Raw genomic sequence first — 17378 nt, 5'->3', positions numbered from 1 at the left:
CGCTCTCCCGACCTCCCTCTCCGTCCCCCCCCGCGCCCACCCCCACACACCCCCCCCCCAACCCCCAACCTCCTCCCCCCGGTGGGGGCCGCCCCCCCCCGCCCCCCCCCGCCACCCGCCACCCGCCGCCCGCCGCCCGCCGCCCGCCCGCGCCCAAGATCCGCGCAACTTTGCGGATATTGCTGCCTCATGCGCGGGAGAGGCAGCAACATCCCTGACATTGCGCGGATCTTGACGAGGGACGCCGGTGCCCGACTGACCGGGGAGCGCGGTTTTGAGCGCCCGCGTCCGCGCCTCACACCAAGATCGTGCTTAAACCAGGATGTAGTGGCCTCATCGCTCGCCGACACCACTACTTCCTGGTTCGAGCACGATCTTGCGGGCGCGGACCAGGGATCCGCAGGAGTCCTGAGACAGCACAGCAGGACGCAACTGCTGGCCTGGGCACCTACCGACCCACACTTTTGCTGCGTATTTCGGGGTTTCGTGCTGGCAAATGCGGGCGTTAGGGTGAGCCTGTGACGACGTACCGGATCGGAGAGGCGGCCGACCTGCTCGGCGTCAGCGCCGACACCATTCGCCGCTGGGTGGACGCCGGGCGCCTGACGGCCGAGCGCGACGAGCACGGCCACCGGGTCGTCGACGGCGTCGACCTGGCGTCGTTCGCTCGCACCCAAGCCAACGACCCGGATGCGGGCGCCGAGTTCTCCTCGGCCCGCAACCGGTTGCGCGGCATCGTCGTCGACGTCCGTAAGGACACGGTGATGGCCCAGGTCGACATCCAGGCGGGCCCGTTCCGGGTCGTGTCACTGATGAGCCGGGAGGCCGTCGACGAGCTCGACCTGCGGGTCGGTTCGGTGGCCGTTGCGGTGATCAAGTCGACCACTGTCGTGGTGGAGCGGGCCGCACCCGCCCCGGCGCGCGGACGGTCGGCCAGATGAACGCGCGGACGGTCGGCCAGATGAACGCGCGGACGGTCGGCCAGATGAACGCGGGGACGGTCCGGCGGACGAACGCGGGAACGATCGGCCGGATGAACGCGCGGGCGGTCGCCCAGACGAAGGTGCAGACGGTCGCGACGATGCACGCGCGCACGGTTGCGCGGAGCAGGCGTACGGCGGTGGCTGTCCTGGTGGCGGGCCTGGCGCTGACCGGCTGCGGCGCGGGCGACGGCCGGGCAAACGGCGGCGGTGCTGGCGGGCGGGTGACCGGCCCGGTGACCGTGTTCGCGGCCGCCTCGCTGACCGAGTCGTTCACCCGCATCGGGAAGGACTTCGAGGCCGCCCACCCGGGCAGCCGCGTGACCCTCAACGTCGCCGGCAGTTCCGCCCTGGCCAACCAGATCACCCAGGGCGCGCCGGCGGACGTGTTCGCCTCCGCCGCCCCGACGAACATGAGCACTGTCGTCGAGGCCGGCGACGCCGACGGCACGCCGAGCGTCTTCGCCCGCAACCAGTTGGTGATCGCGGTGCCCCGGGGCAACCCGAAGGCGGTGGCCAGCCTGGCCGACCTGAGCCGCCCGGGTGTGAAGGTGGCGCTCTGCGCCAGTCAGGTGCCCTGCGGCGCGGCGGCCCGCACCGCCCTGGACGCGGCCGGCGTCGCGCTGACGCCGGTCACCCTGGAACGGGACGTCAAGGGCGCGCTCGCCAAAGTGAAGCTCGGCGAGGTCGACGCGGCACTGGTCTACCGTACGGACACACGGGCGGCGAGCGACGACGTGACAGGCGTGGAGTTTCCCGAGTCGGCGCGGGCGGTCAACGACTACCCGATCGTCGCGTTGAAGGACGCGCCGAATCCGAACGGCGCACGGGCCTTCGTCGCGTACGTCCGCTCGGCGCCGGCGCAGGCGGTCCTCGCCGACGCGGGGTTCCAGGCCCCGTGAGGCAGGTCCACGAGCACAACGCACTGAGCGGTCGCCCGGCGACGGCTCGACGGCGGGGTCGGGTGCCGGCGGCGCTGCTGATCCCCGCCGGGCTGGGGTTGCTGTTCCTGGTCCTGCCGTTGGCGGGGCTGCTGATCCGGGCACCATGGACGACCCTGCCGGAGCGGCTCGCCGCGCCGGGCGCGTTGACCGCCCTGCGGCTGTCGGTGCAGACCGCCACCCTGGCCACCGCGCTCTGTCTGCTGCTCGGGGTGCCGCTCGCCTGGGTGCTGGCCCGGGTCGAGTTCCCCGGCCGTCGGCTGGTACGCGCGCTGGTCACCGTGCCGCTGGTGCTGCCGCCGGTGGTGGGCGGGGTGGCGCTGTTGCTGGTCTTCGGCCGACGCGGCCTGCTCGGTGGCTGGCTCGACAGCACGTTCGGCATCACCCTGCCCTTCACGACCACGGGTGTCGTCCTGGCCGAGGCGTTCGTCGCCATGCCGTTCCTGGTGATCGCCGTGGAGGGTGCGCTGCGTGCCGCCGACCACCGCTTCGAGGAGGCCGCGGCGACGTTGGGCGCCAGCCGCTGGACCACCTTCACCCACGTCACGCTGCCGCTGGTGGCGCCCGGCCTGGCCGCCGGGGCGGTGCTCTGCTGGGCCCGGGCGCTCGGAGAGTTCGGTGCCACCATCACCTTCGCCGGCAACTATCCCGGTCGCACTCAGACCATGCCGCTCGCCGTCTACCTGGCGTTGGAGACGGACCTGGAGTCCGCGATCGTGCTCAGCCTGGTGCTGCTCGTCGTGTCGGTGGGCATCCTGGTGGCGCTGCGGGACCGCTGGATGACCACCGCATGAGCGACCCACTTCTCGACGCGCGGCTCGTCGTCGACCGGGGCGTCTTCCGGCTCGACGTGCCGCTGCGGGTTGCCCCGGGCGAGGTGGTGGCGTTGCTCGGCCCGAACGGGGCCGGGAAGACCACCGCGCTGCGGGCGCTGGCCGGGCTGCATCCCCTCACCGACGGGCACGTCACCCTCGACGACGTCGACCTGGACCGCCCGGCGACCGGGGCCTGGGTGCCCACCGAACGCCGCTCGATCGGCGTGGTCTTCCAGGACTACCTGTTGTTTCCGCACCTCAGCGCATTGGACAATGTGGCCTTCGGACCGCGCCGGCACGGCGTCGAGCGGCGGGCCGCCCGCGCCACGGCCCGGGAGTGGCTGGGCCGGGTGGGGCTGGAGGCGCAGGCGCAGCGCAAGCCGCGGCAGCTCTCCGGCGGTCAGGCGCAGCGGGTGGCGCTGGCCCGCGCGTTGGCCGTGGCACCGTCGCTGCTGCTGTTGGACGAGCCGCTCGCCGCGCTGGACGCCCGTACCCGGCTGGACACCCGCGCGGAGCTGCACCGGCACCTGTCGGCGCACGCGGGCGCGACGGTGCTGGTCACCCACGACCCGCTGGACGCGCTGGCGTTGGCCGACCGACTGGTCATCGTCGAGGGTGGCCGGGTGGTGCAGGAGGGCGACGGGCCGAGCGTCACCGCCCGCCCGCGTACCGACTACGTCGCCCGGCTGGTCGGGCTGAACCTGTACCGGGGCCGCGCCGACGGGCACGGGGTGCGGGTGTCGCCGGAGCTGACCCTCACGGTCGCCGACCGGTTGGACGGCGAAGCGTTCGTGGCGTTTCGCCCGGCCGCCGTGGCTCTGCACCCGGCCCGGCCGGACGGCAGCCCACGGAACACCTGGGCGGGCACGGTGGCCGGCGTCCAGCGCCACGGTGACAACGTGCGGGTGCAACTGGACGGACCGATCGGGGTGGCCGCCGACGTCACGCCGGCCGCCGCCGCCCAGTTACGGCTGATCCCCGGCCAGCGGGTCTGGGTGGCGGTCAAGGCGACCGAGACCCACGCGTACCCGGCCACGGGCTGACCCGACGCCGGCCAGAGCGTCACCGGGTGGACCCGGCCGGCGCGTCCGTCGCCGCCGCCCGTGCCGCGCCGACCGCCGGTCGGCGCGGACGCCGACGGGCCTGCCCCGCCAACGCGGGACCCGTCAGCCGGCACGACACCGCCGCCCGCCCGGCGCGTCACCCGCCTCAGCGAAGGCGGCCAACGCGGCGTGGGCAGGGACGCTGGTCAGCCGGCGAGCAGGTCGGCATGCGCGGCGCGCAGCCGGGCCAACGTCGGGTCGCTGCCCGGGACGACGCGGCTGTCCAGCTCGGCCCACGCCTCGGCCAGCGCCGCACGGACCGCGCCCAGCTCGGCGGCGTGGCGCTGTGTGCTGCGTCGGTGCTGCTCCTCGAGGCGGCGGGCCCAGCCGGCGGTGACCGTCGCGAGCCGGTCGGCGTCGGCACGGGCCTGGGCGGCACTGCGGGCGGCTGCGGCGGGGACGATCGCGGCGACCGGGCGGGGATCGCCGTCGCGGGTGACGACGGTGACCGCGTCGGTCAGCTCGGCCAGCGCGACGAGCTGGCTGAACCGGGTGCGCGCCTCACGCAGCGGCACGGAACGCGGCGGGTCGGAATGAGGGGTGAGCGCGGGGACGGCCATGGATGCATGGTGCCGCGCGGGTATGACAACTATTCGCGGTCGTCAGTGGACGGTGCGTAAAAGTCGGTCCACTCGTTCGCCAGCACCGACCAGATTTCGATGTCGATCCGACCGTGCGGACCCGGGATGACCTGGCGCAACGCGCCGTCGAGGCGCAGGCCGAGCCGGTCGGCGAGGGCCTTGCTGCGGGTGTTGTCGGCGTTGGTACGCCACTCCACCCGATGGATGCCGCGCTCGCGCACCGCCCAGTCGACGATCCGGCGCACCGCCGGGGCGACCAGGCCCCTGCCCTGCGCCGCCGGCTCCACCCAGCAACCGACCTCGCAGACGCCCCGGGCCACGTCGAACGACACGAACATGACCCCACCGACGAGCGTGCCCCGCCACCACAGCCCCCAGATGCCACCGCTGTCGCTGGCCCAGAGGTCGGCGTACCGCTGCAACACCGCACGGGCCGACGGCAGGTCCGTGGCGACGAAGGACGGCGAGACCCAGGGTTGGATGTGCTCGCGGGCCCGGTCGAGGTGGGCGAGGAACTCCTCGGCCCGCCACGGGTTCAGCGGGCGCAGCTCGACGTCCTCGGTCAACGGCAGGGCGAACACCGGGCCTCCACTCAGTACGCTTCTCACGTCGGTAGCAGGCTCGCACAGGCACCCTGGCCGAAGCACGGCCGCCCTCCGCGCTCACCCCGGCACGGCCGCCCTCCGCGCTCACCCCGGCAGGTACGTCCGCAGCGCTCACCCCGGCAGGTACGTCCGCAGCGCGGCGAACTGGGCCACGGTCAGGTAGGAGGGGTTGGCGGCCTGCGGCTGACGGAACACCTCCAGGGCGGCGAGCCGGTCATCGGCACGCAACAGCAGCCGGGAGATGCGGTCCTGTTCGGCGAGGATGGGCAGATCCAGCGGCACCGACCACGGCTGCCCCGGTGCGCCTGGCTCGGCCGCCCCGGTGACCTGCCCGACGCCCCACACCCCGTACGGCAGTCGGCCCCGGCTGCCGCTGGCCCAGAAGACCACCGGCTGCCCGGCGCACATCAACCGCGCCCGGTAGCCGGGACGCACGCACCAGCTCGTCACCAGTGGCTTCCGGGCGAACCGGGCGGAGAGGTCGACCAGGTCCGCGTTGCCCTTGATCAGCCAGGCGCCCAGGTCGTCGAGGCGTACCCGTGGCTCGGTCATCCGCCTGTCCTGCCCGGCCGCCGGCGGCCCCAATCAAATGATCATGTGGGTCCAGTAGCTGAGCCACAGCACGAACAGCGCGCCCTGCACCACCGCGAGCGTCGCGGTCAGCCACACGTCCACGCTGGCACGGCGGGCCCAGCGGGCCAGCACCAGCGCCACCGGGAAGGCGGCGAGCAGATAGCGCAGCAGGCTCTTGTACACCGGCGGGCCCATCGACAGCGGCACCAGCACCATGAGGACGCCGTACACCAGGTAGGCCAGCTCCCGGCGACGGAACCCGGCGACCAGCACGGCGAGGACGGCCACGGCAAACCACGCCCGAGCGGCGTCGCGCGGCTCCCCGGTCAATCCGTCGAGCAGCACCGGGAAGGGGTTCTGCACCTCGATTCCCCATCCGGTCTCCTGGGCGTGCTGGTAGGCGAGCCAGTCCCCGCCCCGCCACCGGCAGTACGCCATGAAGGTGAACCATCCGGCGGGTAGCAGCAGCAACGGCCAGCCGATCCGGAGGTAGCCGAGCAGGGCGCGCGGCCCGAGCCGCCAGTCGTGCTGCCGGAGTAGCACCAGGGCCAGCGGCAGCGCCACGAGCAGGCCGACGGAACGGCTCATCGCCAGGAAGTAGCCGATCACACCGACCAGCAGCCACCGGCGTCGCTCGGCGTAGAAGAAGGTGGCCAACGCGAGGCAGACGAAGAGCGACTCGGTCAGCGCGGCCTGGAACAGGAACGCGGTCGGCAGCAGCACCAGGTACCGGATGAACCGGCGGGCCGCGTACGCGTCGCCGAGCAGCAGCTCCGCCAGCCGGTGGCCGTACCAGAGCGCCAGCAGGAACGCGACGTTGCTGATCAGCAACAGGGCCAGCGCGGTGTCGCCGCCGAGCACCGCGCCGACCGGCCGGGCCAGGAACGGGTACAGCAGCGGAAAGCCGAAGTCTCGCCACGGCCCGGTCAGCGGCAGCTCGCTCAGCCGCAGGTAGAGCAGCGAGTCCCAGGCGAACCAGAAGGAGATCCACCGCTGCCCGGAGATGTCCCGCTGCTGCGCCCACATCAACGCCTCGTCCGGCGGCGGGGCCCCGGGGACGCCGTCCCAGGCGTGCAGGACCAGGAGCCCGAGCACTGTGAGCAGCAGCTTCGCGCCGAGGAACAAGCCGATGACGTACGGCCAGGGCGCCGGCACCCGGCGGGCCAGGCGCGCTGCGCCGCGACCGGTCGCGACCGCCCGCGCGGCCAGCGTCGCCGCGCCGCTGCGCCACCGGTCCATCCGCCCGCTCCCCCGCTCCCCCGGCGCGCGGGGAGGTCGCTCTTCTCGTGGTACGCCACCGCCTGCCCCGCCGAAGCGAGGACCGGCTACCACTAAGTGTGACATTCTGCGCGTAACGGGTGGACGCCGCGCCTCAACCATGGCGGTGAACAGGGAGCGCGTCAGCATGAGCGAGCAGAACGGCACGGTGGTCATCGGTGCGGGGCCGGCCGGGCTCACCGCGGCGTACGAGCTGCTCCGGCACGGCCGGTCGGTTCAGGTCTTCGAGGCCGACGAGGTGGTCGGCGGGATCAGTCGGACCGTCGAGCGCGACGGGTGGCGGTTCGACATCGGCGGGCACCGGTTCTTCACCAAGGTGCCGCGGGTGGAGGCGTTCTGGCACGAGATCCTGCCGGACGAGGACTTCCTGACCCGGCCCCGGATGAGCCGCATCTTCTACCGGGGCGCCCTGTTCAACTACCCGCTCAGCGCCGTGAACGCGCTGCGCAACCTGGGTCTGCCCGAGGCCGTCCGCTGCCTCGGCTCGTACGCCCGCGCCCGGCTGCGGCCACCACGGGACCAGTCGCACTTCGAGGGCTGGGTGTCGGCCCGGTTCGGCTGGCGGCTGTACTCGATCTTCTTCAAGACGTACACCGAAAAGGTCTGGGGTATGCCGGCGGACCGCTTGCAGGCCGACTGGGCGGCGCAGCGGATCAAGAACCTGTCGCTGGCCACCGCGATCCGCAACGCGCTGCTGCCCCGGCGTCGGCGCACTGACGTGACCAGCCTGATCGAGGAGTTCCAGTACCCGAAGTACGGGCCCGGAATGATGTGGGAGCGCTGCGCCGAGCAGGTCCGCCAGCGGGGCGGGCACGTGTGGACGGGCAGTTGGGTCACCGCCGTGCACCGCGACCCGGCCCGTCGACGGGCGATCAGCGTGACGGTCAACGGCGCGGGCGGGCAGCGTACCGAAGCCGCCGACCACGTGATCTCGTCCATGCCGATCTCGGAGCTGGTGGCCGTGCTGCACCCGCCGGCGCCGCCGGAGGTGCTGGCCTGCGCGGCCGACCTGCGCTACCGCGACTTCCTGACGGTCGCCCTTGTCGTGCCGGCGGAGTTCTCGTTCCCTGACAACTGGATCTACGTGCACGACCCGGGGGTGCGGGTCGGTCGGATCCAGAACTTCGGCTCCTGGTCGCCGTACCTCGTCAAGGACGGTCGTACCTGCCTTGGCCTGGAGTACTTCGTGTTCGAGGACGACGAGATGTGGCGTACCCCGGATGCCGACCTGGTGGCCCTCGCCACCGCGGAGCTGGAGCGGTTGGGGTTGGTCCGACCCGGCGTGGTGGAGGCGGGCTACGTCGTGCGCATGCCCAAGGCCTACCCGGTGTACGACGAGCGCTACCAGCACAACGTGGACGTGATCAGGGCCTGGCTGACCGAGGCGGTGCCGAACGTGCACCCGGTGGGCCGCAACGGCATGCACCGCTACAACAACCAGGACCACTCGATGCTGACCGCGATGCTCACCGCCGAGAACATCGCCACCGGCAGTACGCACGACGTCTGGTCGGTGAACGTGGAGCAGGACTACCACGAGGAGTCCTGCGGCGGCGAAGGCCGACGGGGCACCGGCCGGGACGCGCCGGTGGTGCCCAGCCGGATCGTCGCGACGTCGATCAGCGCGCCCGAGGGTGTCGCTGCCGCGGGGAGCGGTGATCGGCCGACGCAGGTGCCGCTGGGCTGACGGCCTGCACCGATCGATGTGTGCGAACGACGCCGGTCTAGGCCGATTCTGTGCGCGGCAGGTGCGTGCAGTGGGCCACCGTGGCGTCGTCCGGGGCCTGAGCATCGGGGCCGCTGCCGGCCTGGGCTTCGACCTGCCGGACGCGACGGATGAGGCCGGCTGGTCCGTTGTTGGCGAGCAACTCCAGAACGCCAACCCAGTCGGTAAGGCCGTACGAGGTGACGATGCGACTCGCACCATTGCTGAGCAGCGCGACGCCGGCCAGGTCAGCGAGGAGCCGACTGCCGGTAACCGCCTCCCGCGCCGCGCGCGGATCGTCCTTGGCGAGCCAGTAGCCGCCCGGCTGGTTCCGGCGGGCCCGCAGCGCCGTGACGCACGATGCGCGGATGCGGTCGTACTCCGGCGTTCCTGACGTGACGCCCTCAAGGGGCGCTGAGCACTCGCGCCTGGCGATCACCTCGCGTCCGTCGGTGATGACCTGCGGTCCACCGTCGACCTGGTCGAGGACGAGGAAGGAGTCCGCGAGCAGGAGCCAGTCCAAGCGGCCCTGGCGGGCGCGGACCATCGCGACGGTGGCCTGCGGGCTGCTGGGGTCCGCGATGTCGCAGGTGTCGCCGTGCTCGGCGGCGATCGCACCGATGGCGGTGGCGAGGATCGCGGCGAGATCTGGTTCGTCGCCGCGCGACAGGTGGCCGAGCAGCGCGCCGCCGAGGCGGTGCGTGTACCAGGCGACGCCGTGGGAGCACAGCGACTCGGCTCCTGGAATGCCGGCGCCGTCGAGCAGGACGACAGCGCCGGGAACCGCACCGACGAAGTCCTCGTTCGGTCGATCGGTACTGCCGGCGCTCGTGGCCAGGCTGACGTCCACTCGTGGGGCTCCGATCACGTCGAGCGTTGCCGGGTGATGCCGTCCAGGATGGTGGTGAGGTTGTGGTTGAAGGTCTCCTCGGCGTTGAGGTGGGCGCCGTCGATGACGAGCCGGGCCACTGTGGGGTACCTGCCGGTTTCCAACATGCGCGTGAGGTAGGGGCCGAGGCTGGCCTGGAAGGCAGCCTCATCGGTGCCGGTGGAACGTGCGGTGCGTCGTTCGGTGACCTCTCTGCGGACCGATCCGACGATGAAGGCGTTGAGGGCGCCCACGGCCCGCTGGAGATCGTCGATGTCGCGCACGGCGGGGGCCGCACTGAGCGCGGAGGCGGTCGCTTCGCCCACCGCGAGCGCGTGTGGTCCCAGGTGTGGCCGTCCGCCGAGCACGTCGGCGAACCACTCGTGGTCAAGGGCGGCGGCGCGGGTCGCGTGGGCGATGGCCAGCACCGTGTCGCGCCACCCCGATTGCCGGCCCACCTCGGCGATCCGGGCGTAGACGACGTCGACCATGAGATCGAGTAGCTCCGACTTGTTGATCACATAGTCGTAGAGCCGCATCGGACCGACACCGAGCTCTTTGGCGATCTTGCGTAGTGACAGCCCGTCGAGGCCGTGCGCGTCGGCAAGCCCGATCGCCGTAGCGGCGATCTTCTGGCGGCTCAACGGCACCGGCACCGCCCGCGGCTGAGGTTCGGGCCGCTCCCAGACAGGCAGCGGCCCACTACCGTACGGTGTATCCACAAATACAGTGTACGGTAGTGCCGTGAGAACGCGAATTGCGATCGCTGGTGGTGGACTCGGCGGTTTGACACTGGCTCGGATCCTGCACCGACACGGCGTCGACGCGGTGGTGTACGACCGGGAGGTGAGCCGATCCGCGCGACCTCAGGGCGGCACCCTCGATCTACACCCGGAGTCCGGGCAACTGGCCCTGGCCGAGGCGGGTCTGGCCGGCCGGTTCCGGTCGGAGGCGCGGCCCGAGGGCGAGGAACATCGCATCCTCGACCCGACCGGACGCACCATGGTGCACCACGTGCCACAACCTGGCTCATTCTCCGGACGTCCCGAGATCGACCGGGGCGTACTACGTGATCTCCTGCTCGACTCCCTCCCCGACGACACGGTTGCCTGGCGGCACCGGCTCGTCGCGGCTACCCCACGACCCGCCGAGGGCTGGGACCTGACGTTCCACGACGGTCAACGAGCCACCTGCGACATCCTCATCGGCGCGGACGGCGCGCGCTCGGTCGTCCGGCCGCTGCTGACCAACGTCGAACTGTCCTACGTGGCAACCCTCGTGCAGCTGAGCGTCACAGACGTCGACCGGCGGCATTCCGATCTCGCCGAGCTGGTCGGCCCCGGGAACCTGTGGTGTATCGGCGTGAACCAGATCCTGGCAGCGCAACGCCTCGGCGACGGCAGCCTCCAGGTCGGGATCTCGCTGCGCGCGGAGGACCAGCCGCTCGACACGTACCGCAGCAAGCAAACCCTGCTGGATATCTTCGCCGGCTGGGCCCCCCGCCTCACCGCACTCATCAAGGCCGCGGACGGCCCGCCGACGCCGCGCCGGATCGAGGCGATGCCCGCCGATACGCGCTGGACCAGCCGGCCTGACGTCACCCTCGTCGGTGACGCCGCGCACCTCATGCCACCGGTCGGCGAGGGCGCCAACCAGGCAATGCTCGACGCCGCAGAACTCGCCGGCCAGTTCGCCGCCAACCCCGCCGACCCGAATGCGGCGATTCGTGCGTACGAAGAGTCGATGTTCAGCAGGATTCGCCCGATCGCCGAGATGTCCACACGAGTCCAGGCGATGATGCTGTCCCCCACCGCGGCGGAAGACATCGTTCGCTTCTTCACCCGACCGGCGGAGCCCGCGCGCGCGGAATGACATCTCGCGATGCGGCCTGGGATCCTCACGCGCACGGCGTGACCACGCACCCAGTGCGGCTCGGGCACCGTGGCACGGTCGGTCAGGGCTTGCGGGCCACCGCGCCGTAGATGGAGGCGTCGGCCAGGGGCGGACGCCGCTCCGGTGGCACCTCCGGCCGCCACTCCGTGACCGGCACGATGCCGGGCTCGGCCAGCTCCAGACCGGTGAAGAAGCGGGCGAACTCGGCGCGGTCGCGGGGTACTGCGTCCTGCTTCATCCGGCCGGAGGCGAACTCGGCGTACATCCGCTCGACGATCTCGGTGGGGATGTGGTCGGTGGTGAAGTGGGTCAGCGCGAGCCAACTGCCTGACGGCAGCGCGTCGAGCAGCCGGGCGACGTGCTCGTGTGGGCGGTCGTCGTCGGTCAGGAAGTGCGTCACGGCGATCAGCACCAGGCCCACCGGCTGGGACAGGTCCAGTGTGGTGCGCAGCTGCGGGTCGGCGAGGATCTTGTCCGGGTCACGCAGGTCGGCGTCCAGGTAGGCGGTGGCTCCGGCCGGGCCGCTGGTCAGCAGCGCTCGGGCGTGGACCAGCACCATCGGGTCGTTGTCGACGTAGACCACCCGGGAGTCGGGGGCGACGGACTGGGCCACCTCATGGGTGTTGTCGGCGCTCGGGATGCCGGTGCCGACGTCGAGGAACTGCCGGACGCCGACCTCCTCGGCGAGGAACCGGACCGCCCGGCCGAGGAAGGCCCGGTTCTCCCGGGCGAGCGTGCGGACCCCTGGGTAGACGGCCGCGATCTGGTCGCCGGACTCCCGGTCGACGGCGAAGTTGTCCTTGCCACCGAGCCAGTAGTTGTAGCGGCGAGCCGGATGCACGGTCGTGGTGTCGATCCGGTCAGCACCCCGCCCCTCGGGCAATTCCGACGTGGACGACACCGTCACGAGACCTCCCCAGGTCGACGGGACACACCGCATCCATGGCGTCACCGGACGTGTCCAGAGGGACATCCTAAGCCGTACCCATGGGCCTGCGGGGGCCCCCGGTGCGCGGACGCCGCAGGGGCGGGAAACCGCTTACCAGAGGGCTATTGACGGTCGTCACTGGCTGTCAGTACCGTGATGCGGGCAGCGAGAAAGCGCTTTCCGACCCCTCACCGTCCGACAGGGAGCGCCCCCATGCCCCGACACCTCCGTGCGTTCTGCCTGATCCTGCTCGCCATCACCACAGTGGTGAGCACCACCACCGCTCTGCCCGCCGAGGCCGCCCCGCGCTTCCGGGTGCTGGTCTTCTCCAAGATCACGAACTTCTACCACGACTCGATCCCGGCCGGCATCGCCGCGATCCAACAGCTCGGCGCCGCTCACAACTTCGAGGTCGTCGCCACCACCGACGCGGCGGCCTTCACCGATGCCAACCTCGCCACCTTCGACGCTCTCGTGTTCAACAACACCAACAGCCTCCCGACCTCGGGCGACCTGCTCAACGCCAGCCAACGGGCCGCGTTGCAGACGTTCATCCGCAACGGTGGTGGTTGGGCCGGCCTGCACGCCGCCTCCGCCAGCGAACGCGACTGGCAGTGGTACGAGGGCCTGGTCGGCACGATCTTCGACTACCACCCCGACTTCTCGTCCACCGGCGGCACCTTCCCCGGCCGGGTCAAGGTGCTCGACCGGGCGCACCCCTCCACGCGCAACCTGCCGGAGCTCTGGGAGCAGAGCGAGGAGTGGTACAACTGGCGGACCAACCCGACCGGCAACGTGCACACCCTCGCCCAGATCAAGGTGCGCGACGGGATCAACGGCCTGGACGAGGGCGTCGACCACGCGTACTCCTGGTGTCAGCCCTACGACGGCGGCCGGTCCTGGTTCACCGCCGGTGGGCACGCCAGCTCGCAGTTCAGCAGCGCGACCTTCCTGGAGCACCTGCGCTACGGCATCGAGTGGGCGGCCGGCGCGGTCGCCGGTGACTGCTCGGCCACCAAGACCAGCAACTTCGAACGGGTGGGGCTGGTCACCGAGAACCTGGCCGACCCGTTCGAGCTGGCCGTCGGCCCGGACCGGAAGGTCTACTACATCCAACGCACCGGCGCGCTGAAGGTGGTCAACTCCGACACCCTGCAGGTCACCACGCTGCTGGACTTCGCGTACACCTCGGCGATGACCGACCAGTCCGACGGGCTGCTCGGGATGACCCTGGACCGCAACTTCGCCAGCAACGGCTGGATCTACCTGCTCTGGTCGGACAAGACCCTCAAACAGCTCAACCTGTCCCGGTTCACGGTCGCCAACAACAGCGTCGCTCTCTCCTCGGAGAAACGTCTGCTGACCGTCCCCACCTATCGGGGAGAGGGCCGGGCCAACTCGCACATGGGCGGGTCGCTGGCAATGGACACGGCCGGACGGCTCTACGCGGCGATCGGTGACAACACCGACCCCTTCGCCTCCAGCGGCTACACCCCGGTCGACGAACGCTCCGGCCGCGCCGCCTGGGACGCCCAGGGCACCGCCGGCAACACCAACGACCTACGCGGCAAGATCCTGCGGATCACCCCACAGTCCGACGGTACGTACACAGTGCCCAGCGGCAACCTCTTCCCGGCCGGCACCGCGAGGACCCGGCCGGAGATCTACGCGATGGGCATGCGCAACCCGTTCCGGATCACCGTCGAGCCGCAGACCAACGCGGTGCTGGTGGCCGACTACGGTCCGGACGCCCGCGCCGCCGACCCCAACCGCGGCCCGGAGGGGACTGTCGAGTTCAACCGGATCACCAGCGCCGGCAACTTCGGTTGGCCGTACTGCGTGGGCAACAACATCCCGTTCAACGACTACAACTTCGCCACCAACACCTCGGGGGCGAAGTTCAACTGCGCCGCGCCGGTGAACAACTCACCCAACAACACCGGCCTGACCACCCTGCCGGCGGCGAAGTCCGCGCTGGTCTGGTACGCGTACTCCGCCTCGACCCAGTTCCCGGAGCTGGGCACCGGTGGTGGCGGGCCGATGAGCGGCCCGGTCTACGACTACGACCCGACCAACACCCGCACCACGAAGTTCCCCGAGTACTTCGAGGGCAAGTGGATCACCTATGAGCTGACCCGCAGGTGGTTCAAGACGCTGTCGATCCACAAGACGGCGCAGACCTTCAGCAACGCGCGCTTCGGCCCGACTGCCGTTGGTGACCTCCAGTCCATCAACGGGATCTTCGACAACATGAGCTGGATCCAGCCCTTCGAGGCGGAGTTCGGCCCGGACGGTTCGCTCTACGTCATCGACTTCGGCGAGGGCACCGGCAGCGGTCGCGGCGGCAGCAACGCCGGCGCGGGCATCTACCGGATCGACTACGTCGCCAACGGGCGGCCACCGACCGCGAAGATCGCCGCCAGCCCGGACAGCGGACGTACGCCGCTCGCCGTGACCTTCTCCTCCGCCGGCACGTCCGCCGGTGACGGGTCGGCGCTCAGCTACGCCTGGGACTTCACCAACGACGGCAGCACCGACTCCACCGCCGCCAACCCGAGCCACACCTACTCGACGGCCGGAAAACACACCGCCCGGCTGACAGTGCGCAACAGCGGCAACGGGTTGACCGCCACCGCGGTCACCGACGTGGTGGTCGGCAACACCCGGCCGACGGTGACCATCACCGTGCCCGACGGCGGGTTCTTCGACTTCGGTGACAAGATCCCGTACACGGTGACGGTCACCGACCCGGAGGAGACCACCATCGACTGCGCCAAGGTGACGGTGCAGACGCAGCTCGGCCACGACTCGCACGCCCACCCGCTGGACGTCTACACCGGCTGCTCCGGGCTGCTCGCCACCGAGGCGGACGCCGGTGACGGCCACGGGCCGGGGCAGAACCTCTACACCTTGATCACCGCGCAATACACCGACGGCGGCGCGGCCGGCGGCGTACCGGCCCTGACCGGCTCGACCCGCGTGCAGTTGCAGCCCAAGAGCAAGGAGGCCGAGCACTTCAGCGCCCAGTCCGGCGTCACTGTCAACGACCGGGCCACCGCCCGCGCCGGCAAGCGGCTCGGCGAGGTCGACCACAACGACTGGGTGGCGTTCGGGCCGGCGGACCTGCGCAACGTCGGCTCGGTGACGCTCGGGGTGACCAACGGCGGGCTCGGCGGCACCATCGAACTGCGCACCGGCTCGCCCACCGGCACGCTGATCGGCGCGGCCACCATCGGCTCCACCGGCGGGTGGGACAACCTGGTCTCCCCCACCGTCACGCTGACCAACAAGCCCACCGGCACGACCACCCTGTACGCGAAGTTCGTCAACGCCGCCCAGGTCGGTGGCACACCGGACCTGATGGCCCTGGACTGGCTGCGGTTCAACGGCGCCGGGGTCAAACAGGAACCGGGCGGGACTCTGTCGCTGGGCGCCAGCCCGACCGGCGGCGCCGCGCCGCTGACCACCACGCTCACCGCCACGGCGACGGCGCCGTCCGGGCAGAGCATCACCGACTACGCGTGGGACTTCGGCGACAACAGCGCCATCACGCACGGAGCGACACTACGGTCGACGGCGCACAGCTACCCCCGCAAGGGGACCTTCACCGCCCGGGTGACGGTCACCTACACCAGCGGGGAGACCCGCTCGCTCAACCTGACCATCACGGTCAGCTGACCCCCGGTCGCCGGCGGGCGGGAGCGTCCCGCCCGCCGGCGCCACCAAGCAGGCCTCGCTCGCCGTGCCGGTCATCGGCCGGCCGATTCCAGGGCTGATCGCCGGCTACGCCCTCGATGGAGGTGTTTCTTGCGGACGCAGTGCGGTCAGAAGACTGTCGATTTGACCCCAGGCCCGCGCGCTGGCGATCGGGTCGATGTAATCCCTGGACTCGATGATGAGCCCGTCGCGGATACGCATCACGAAGACGCAGGGCACCGTGAACGCCTCACCCGTCTCGGCCACCTGCCCCTGATAGGCGAACTCGGCGACAATCACCTCCGGGTCCACAGTCTCGTGAACTGTCACGTCGACTGGCTTACGGACCAGCGTCCGGGCGACCGGAGGCGGCGAGGTGAAGTGCTCGTGCAGCTCGTTGCGGCTCCGCAGCGGCGGCGGGTTGAGCGGGTGGAACGGATGCGTCACATGGGTCTGTTCGGCGTACAGGTCGGCCAGATCGTCGTACGGACCGTCGCAGACACCGTTCACCAGTCGGAGGAACGTTTCACGTGGGCTACTCATGCCGGGCTTCCTTCGCAATCGGTAGCTGTCACCTGGGCCACGCCGAGACCTACCTCCGGGGCGGCTGGTACCCCAACGACGGCACCCTACTGACCTCAGCCTCGATCTGACTGTCCCGAAGCGCTTTCCTCGCCCCGTATCCACTGCATCGGCACCGACGGAGGCACGTGTCGTACCTGTGTGTGAGGCTACGAGGCATGGCGACTTTCGTTCTGATCCACGGTGGTGGGGGCAGCGCCTGGGACTGGCATCTCCTTGTCCCCGAGCTGACCAGCCGGGGCCACGACGTGGTGGTTCCGGAACTGCCGATCGAGGACACATCCGCAGGGTTCGCCGAGTTCTGCCGGACTGTCGTCGACGCGATCGGCGACCGGAGTGACCTCGTGGTCGTCGGGCACTCGTACGGTGCGTTCACCGCGCCGCTCATTGCCGACAAGCTGCCGGTACGGCTGCTCGTCCTGCTCACACCGATGGTCCCCAGACCTGGCGAGAGGCCCGGTGACTGGTGGGCAAACACCGGTTACCGCAGCGACGAAGGGCTCACTGAGGAGGAGCAGTTCTTCAACGGTGTCCCGGCCGAGATCATCGCGGAGGCAGAATCACACAGCCGGGGCCAGGTCAGCGCGGAGGGCGACGAGCCGTGGCCCCTGGACGCCTGGCCAGACGTGCCGACGACGGTGCTCCTCGCACGCGAGGACCGGTTCTTCCCGGCGGACTTCCAGCGCCGGGTTGCCGCCGACCGACTCGGCGTCGTTCCGGACGAGATTGACGGCTGCCACTGCGTTCCGCTCAGCCACCCGAAGCAACTCGCCGACCGCCTGACCGCGTACCCGCTGACCTGAAGGCGTGACGACGGTGGGGCGGTGCAC

At 71.0% G+C, this 17378-nt stretch carries 16 protein-coding genes; 8 read left to right on the top strand and 8 right to left on the bottom strand.

All coding sequences use genetic code 11. From position 1 onward, the window contains the following. Positions 1-518 precede the first annotated feature (518 nt). The 4 genes from ABZU43_RS13365 (at position 519) to ABZU43_RS13350 (ending at position 3779) form a co-directional block, all read left to right on the top strand. Entirely contained in the window at positions 519-941 is a 423-nt protein-coding gene (locus ABZU43_RS13365; protein ID WP_355006777.1) for a MerR family DNA-binding transcriptional regulator, read from the top strand. 140 nt (positions 942-1081) lie between these two features. After that, positions 1082-1882, top strand: coding sequence for a molybdate ABC transporter substrate-binding protein (modA, locus tag ABZU43_RS13360; RefSeq protein WP_355006792.1), 801 nt, complete (start codon positions 1082-1084; stop codon positions 1880-1882). A gap of 23 nt (positions 1883-1905) precedes the next feature. Continuing rightward, positions 1906-2715: a molybdate ABC transporter permease subunit gene (gene modB / locus ABZU43_RS13355; protein ID WP_355006791.1), complete on the top strand. Its 810-nt coding sequence runs from the start codon at positions 1906-1908 to the stop codon at positions 2713-2715. Further along, complete coding sequence (locus ABZU43_RS13350; RefSeq protein ID WP_355006776.1) at positions 2712-3779, top strand: ABC transporter ATP-binding protein; 1068 nt, start codon at positions 2712-2714, stop codon at positions 3777-3779. The genes modB and ABZU43_RS13350 overlap by 4 nt, the downstream gene beginning before the upstream one ends. Before the next feature lie 206 nt (positions 3780-3985). Here the strand turns inward: ABZU43_RS13350 and ABZU43_RS13345 are convergent, their stop codons facing one another. The 4 genes from ABZU43_RS13345 to ABZU43_RS13330 form a co-directional block, all read right to left on the bottom strand. Beyond that, positions 3986-4399 carry a type II toxin-antitoxin system prevent-host-death family antitoxin gene (locus ABZU43_RS13345; protein ID WP_355006775.1) on the bottom strand — a complete coding sequence of 138 codons (414 nt, stop codon included), beginning with the start codon at positions 4397-4399 and terminating at the stop codon, positions 3986-3988. Between the two features lie 29 nt (positions 4400-4428). Next, a complete protein-coding gene (locus tag ABZU43_RS13340) occupies positions 4429-5001 on the bottom strand; it encodes a GNAT family protein (RefSeq protein WP_355006790.1) in 573 nt (190 codons plus the stop codon). 135 nt (positions 5002-5136) lie between these two features. Continuing rightward, positions 5137-5577, bottom strand: a complete 441-nt coding sequence (locus ABZU43_RS13335; protein ID WP_355006774.1) for a hypothetical protein — start codon at positions 5575-5577, stop codon at positions 5137-5139. A 33-nt stretch (positions 5578-5610) separates the two neighbouring features. Beyond that, the gene (locus tag ABZU43_RS13330) at positions 5611-6837 is read right to left on the bottom strand and encodes a hypothetical protein (RefSeq protein WP_355006773.1); all 1227 of its coding nucleotides are present in this window, start codon (positions 6835-6837) and stop codon (positions 5611-5613) included. 166 nt (positions 6838-7003) lie between these two features. On the opposite strand from ABZU43_RS13330, the gene ABZU43_RS13325 reads away from it, so the two are divergent. Beyond that, positions 7004-8563 carry an NAD(P)/FAD-dependent oxidoreductase gene (locus ABZU43_RS13325; RefSeq protein ID WP_355006772.1) on the top strand — a complete coding sequence of 520 codons (1560 nt, stop codon included), beginning with the start codon at positions 7004-7006 and terminating at the stop codon, positions 8561-8563. A 37-nt stretch (positions 8564-8600) separates the two neighbouring features. Here ABZU43_RS13325 and ABZU43_RS13320 read toward each other — a convergent pair whose 3' ends face one another. Beyond that, complete coding sequence (locus ABZU43_RS13320) at positions 8601-9431, bottom strand: hypothetical protein (protein WP_355006771.1); 831 nt, start codon at positions 9429-9431, stop codon at positions 8601-8603. 14 nt (positions 9432-9445) lie between these two features. After that, positions 9446-10171, bottom strand: a complete 726-nt coding sequence (locus ABZU43_RS13315) for a TetR/AcrR family transcriptional regulator (RefSeq protein ID WP_355006770.1) — start codon at positions 10169-10171, stop codon at positions 9446-9448. Between the two features lie 22 nt (positions 10172-10193). On the opposite strand from ABZU43_RS13315, the gene ABZU43_RS13310 reads away from it, so the two are divergent. Next, a complete protein-coding gene (locus ABZU43_RS13310; RefSeq protein WP_355006769.1) occupies positions 10194-11321 on the top strand; it encodes an FAD-dependent monooxygenase in 1128 nt (375 codons plus the stop codon). An 82-nt stretch (positions 11322-11403) separates the two neighbouring features. Here the strand turns inward: ABZU43_RS13310 and ABZU43_RS13305 are convergent, their stop codons facing one another. After that, on the bottom strand, positions 11404-12249 hold the full coding sequence (locus ABZU43_RS13305; protein ID WP_355006768.1) for an SAM-dependent methyltransferase: 846 nt from the start codon (positions 12247-12249) through the stop codon (positions 11404-11406). A 234-nt stretch (positions 12250-12483) separates the two neighbouring features. On the opposite strand from ABZU43_RS13305, the gene ABZU43_RS13300 reads away from it, so the two are divergent. Continuing rightward, positions 12484-15948, top strand: coding sequence for a ThuA domain-containing protein (locus ABZU43_RS13300; RefSeq protein WP_355006767.1), 3465 nt, complete (start codon positions 12484-12486; stop codon positions 15946-15948). 105 nt (positions 15949-16053) lie between these two features. Here the strand turns inward: ABZU43_RS13300 and ABZU43_RS13295 are convergent, their stop codons facing one another. Beyond that, positions 16054-16509, bottom strand: coding sequence for a nuclear transport factor 2 family protein (locus tag ABZU43_RS13295; RefSeq protein ID WP_355006766.1), 456 nt, complete (start codon positions 16507-16509; stop codon positions 16054-16056). Positions 16510-16706: 197 nt separating this feature from the next. Here ABZU43_RS13295 and ABZU43_RS13290 point away from each other — a divergent pair, with 197 nt between their 5' ends. After that, a complete protein-coding gene (locus ABZU43_RS13290) occupies positions 16707-17351 on the top strand; it encodes an alpha/beta hydrolase (RefSeq protein ID WP_355006765.1) in 645 nt (214 codons plus the stop codon). Positions 17352-17378 lie beyond the last annotated feature (27 nt).

This window comes from Micromonospora sp. NPDC005205, assembly GCF_040608275.1.
GTDB lineage: Bacteria > Actinomycetota > Actinomycetes > Mycobacteriales > Micromonosporaceae > Micromonospora.
The sequence above is the reverse complement of the archived record's forward strand: the minus strand, read 5'-3'. Positions and strand labels throughout refer to the sequence as shown.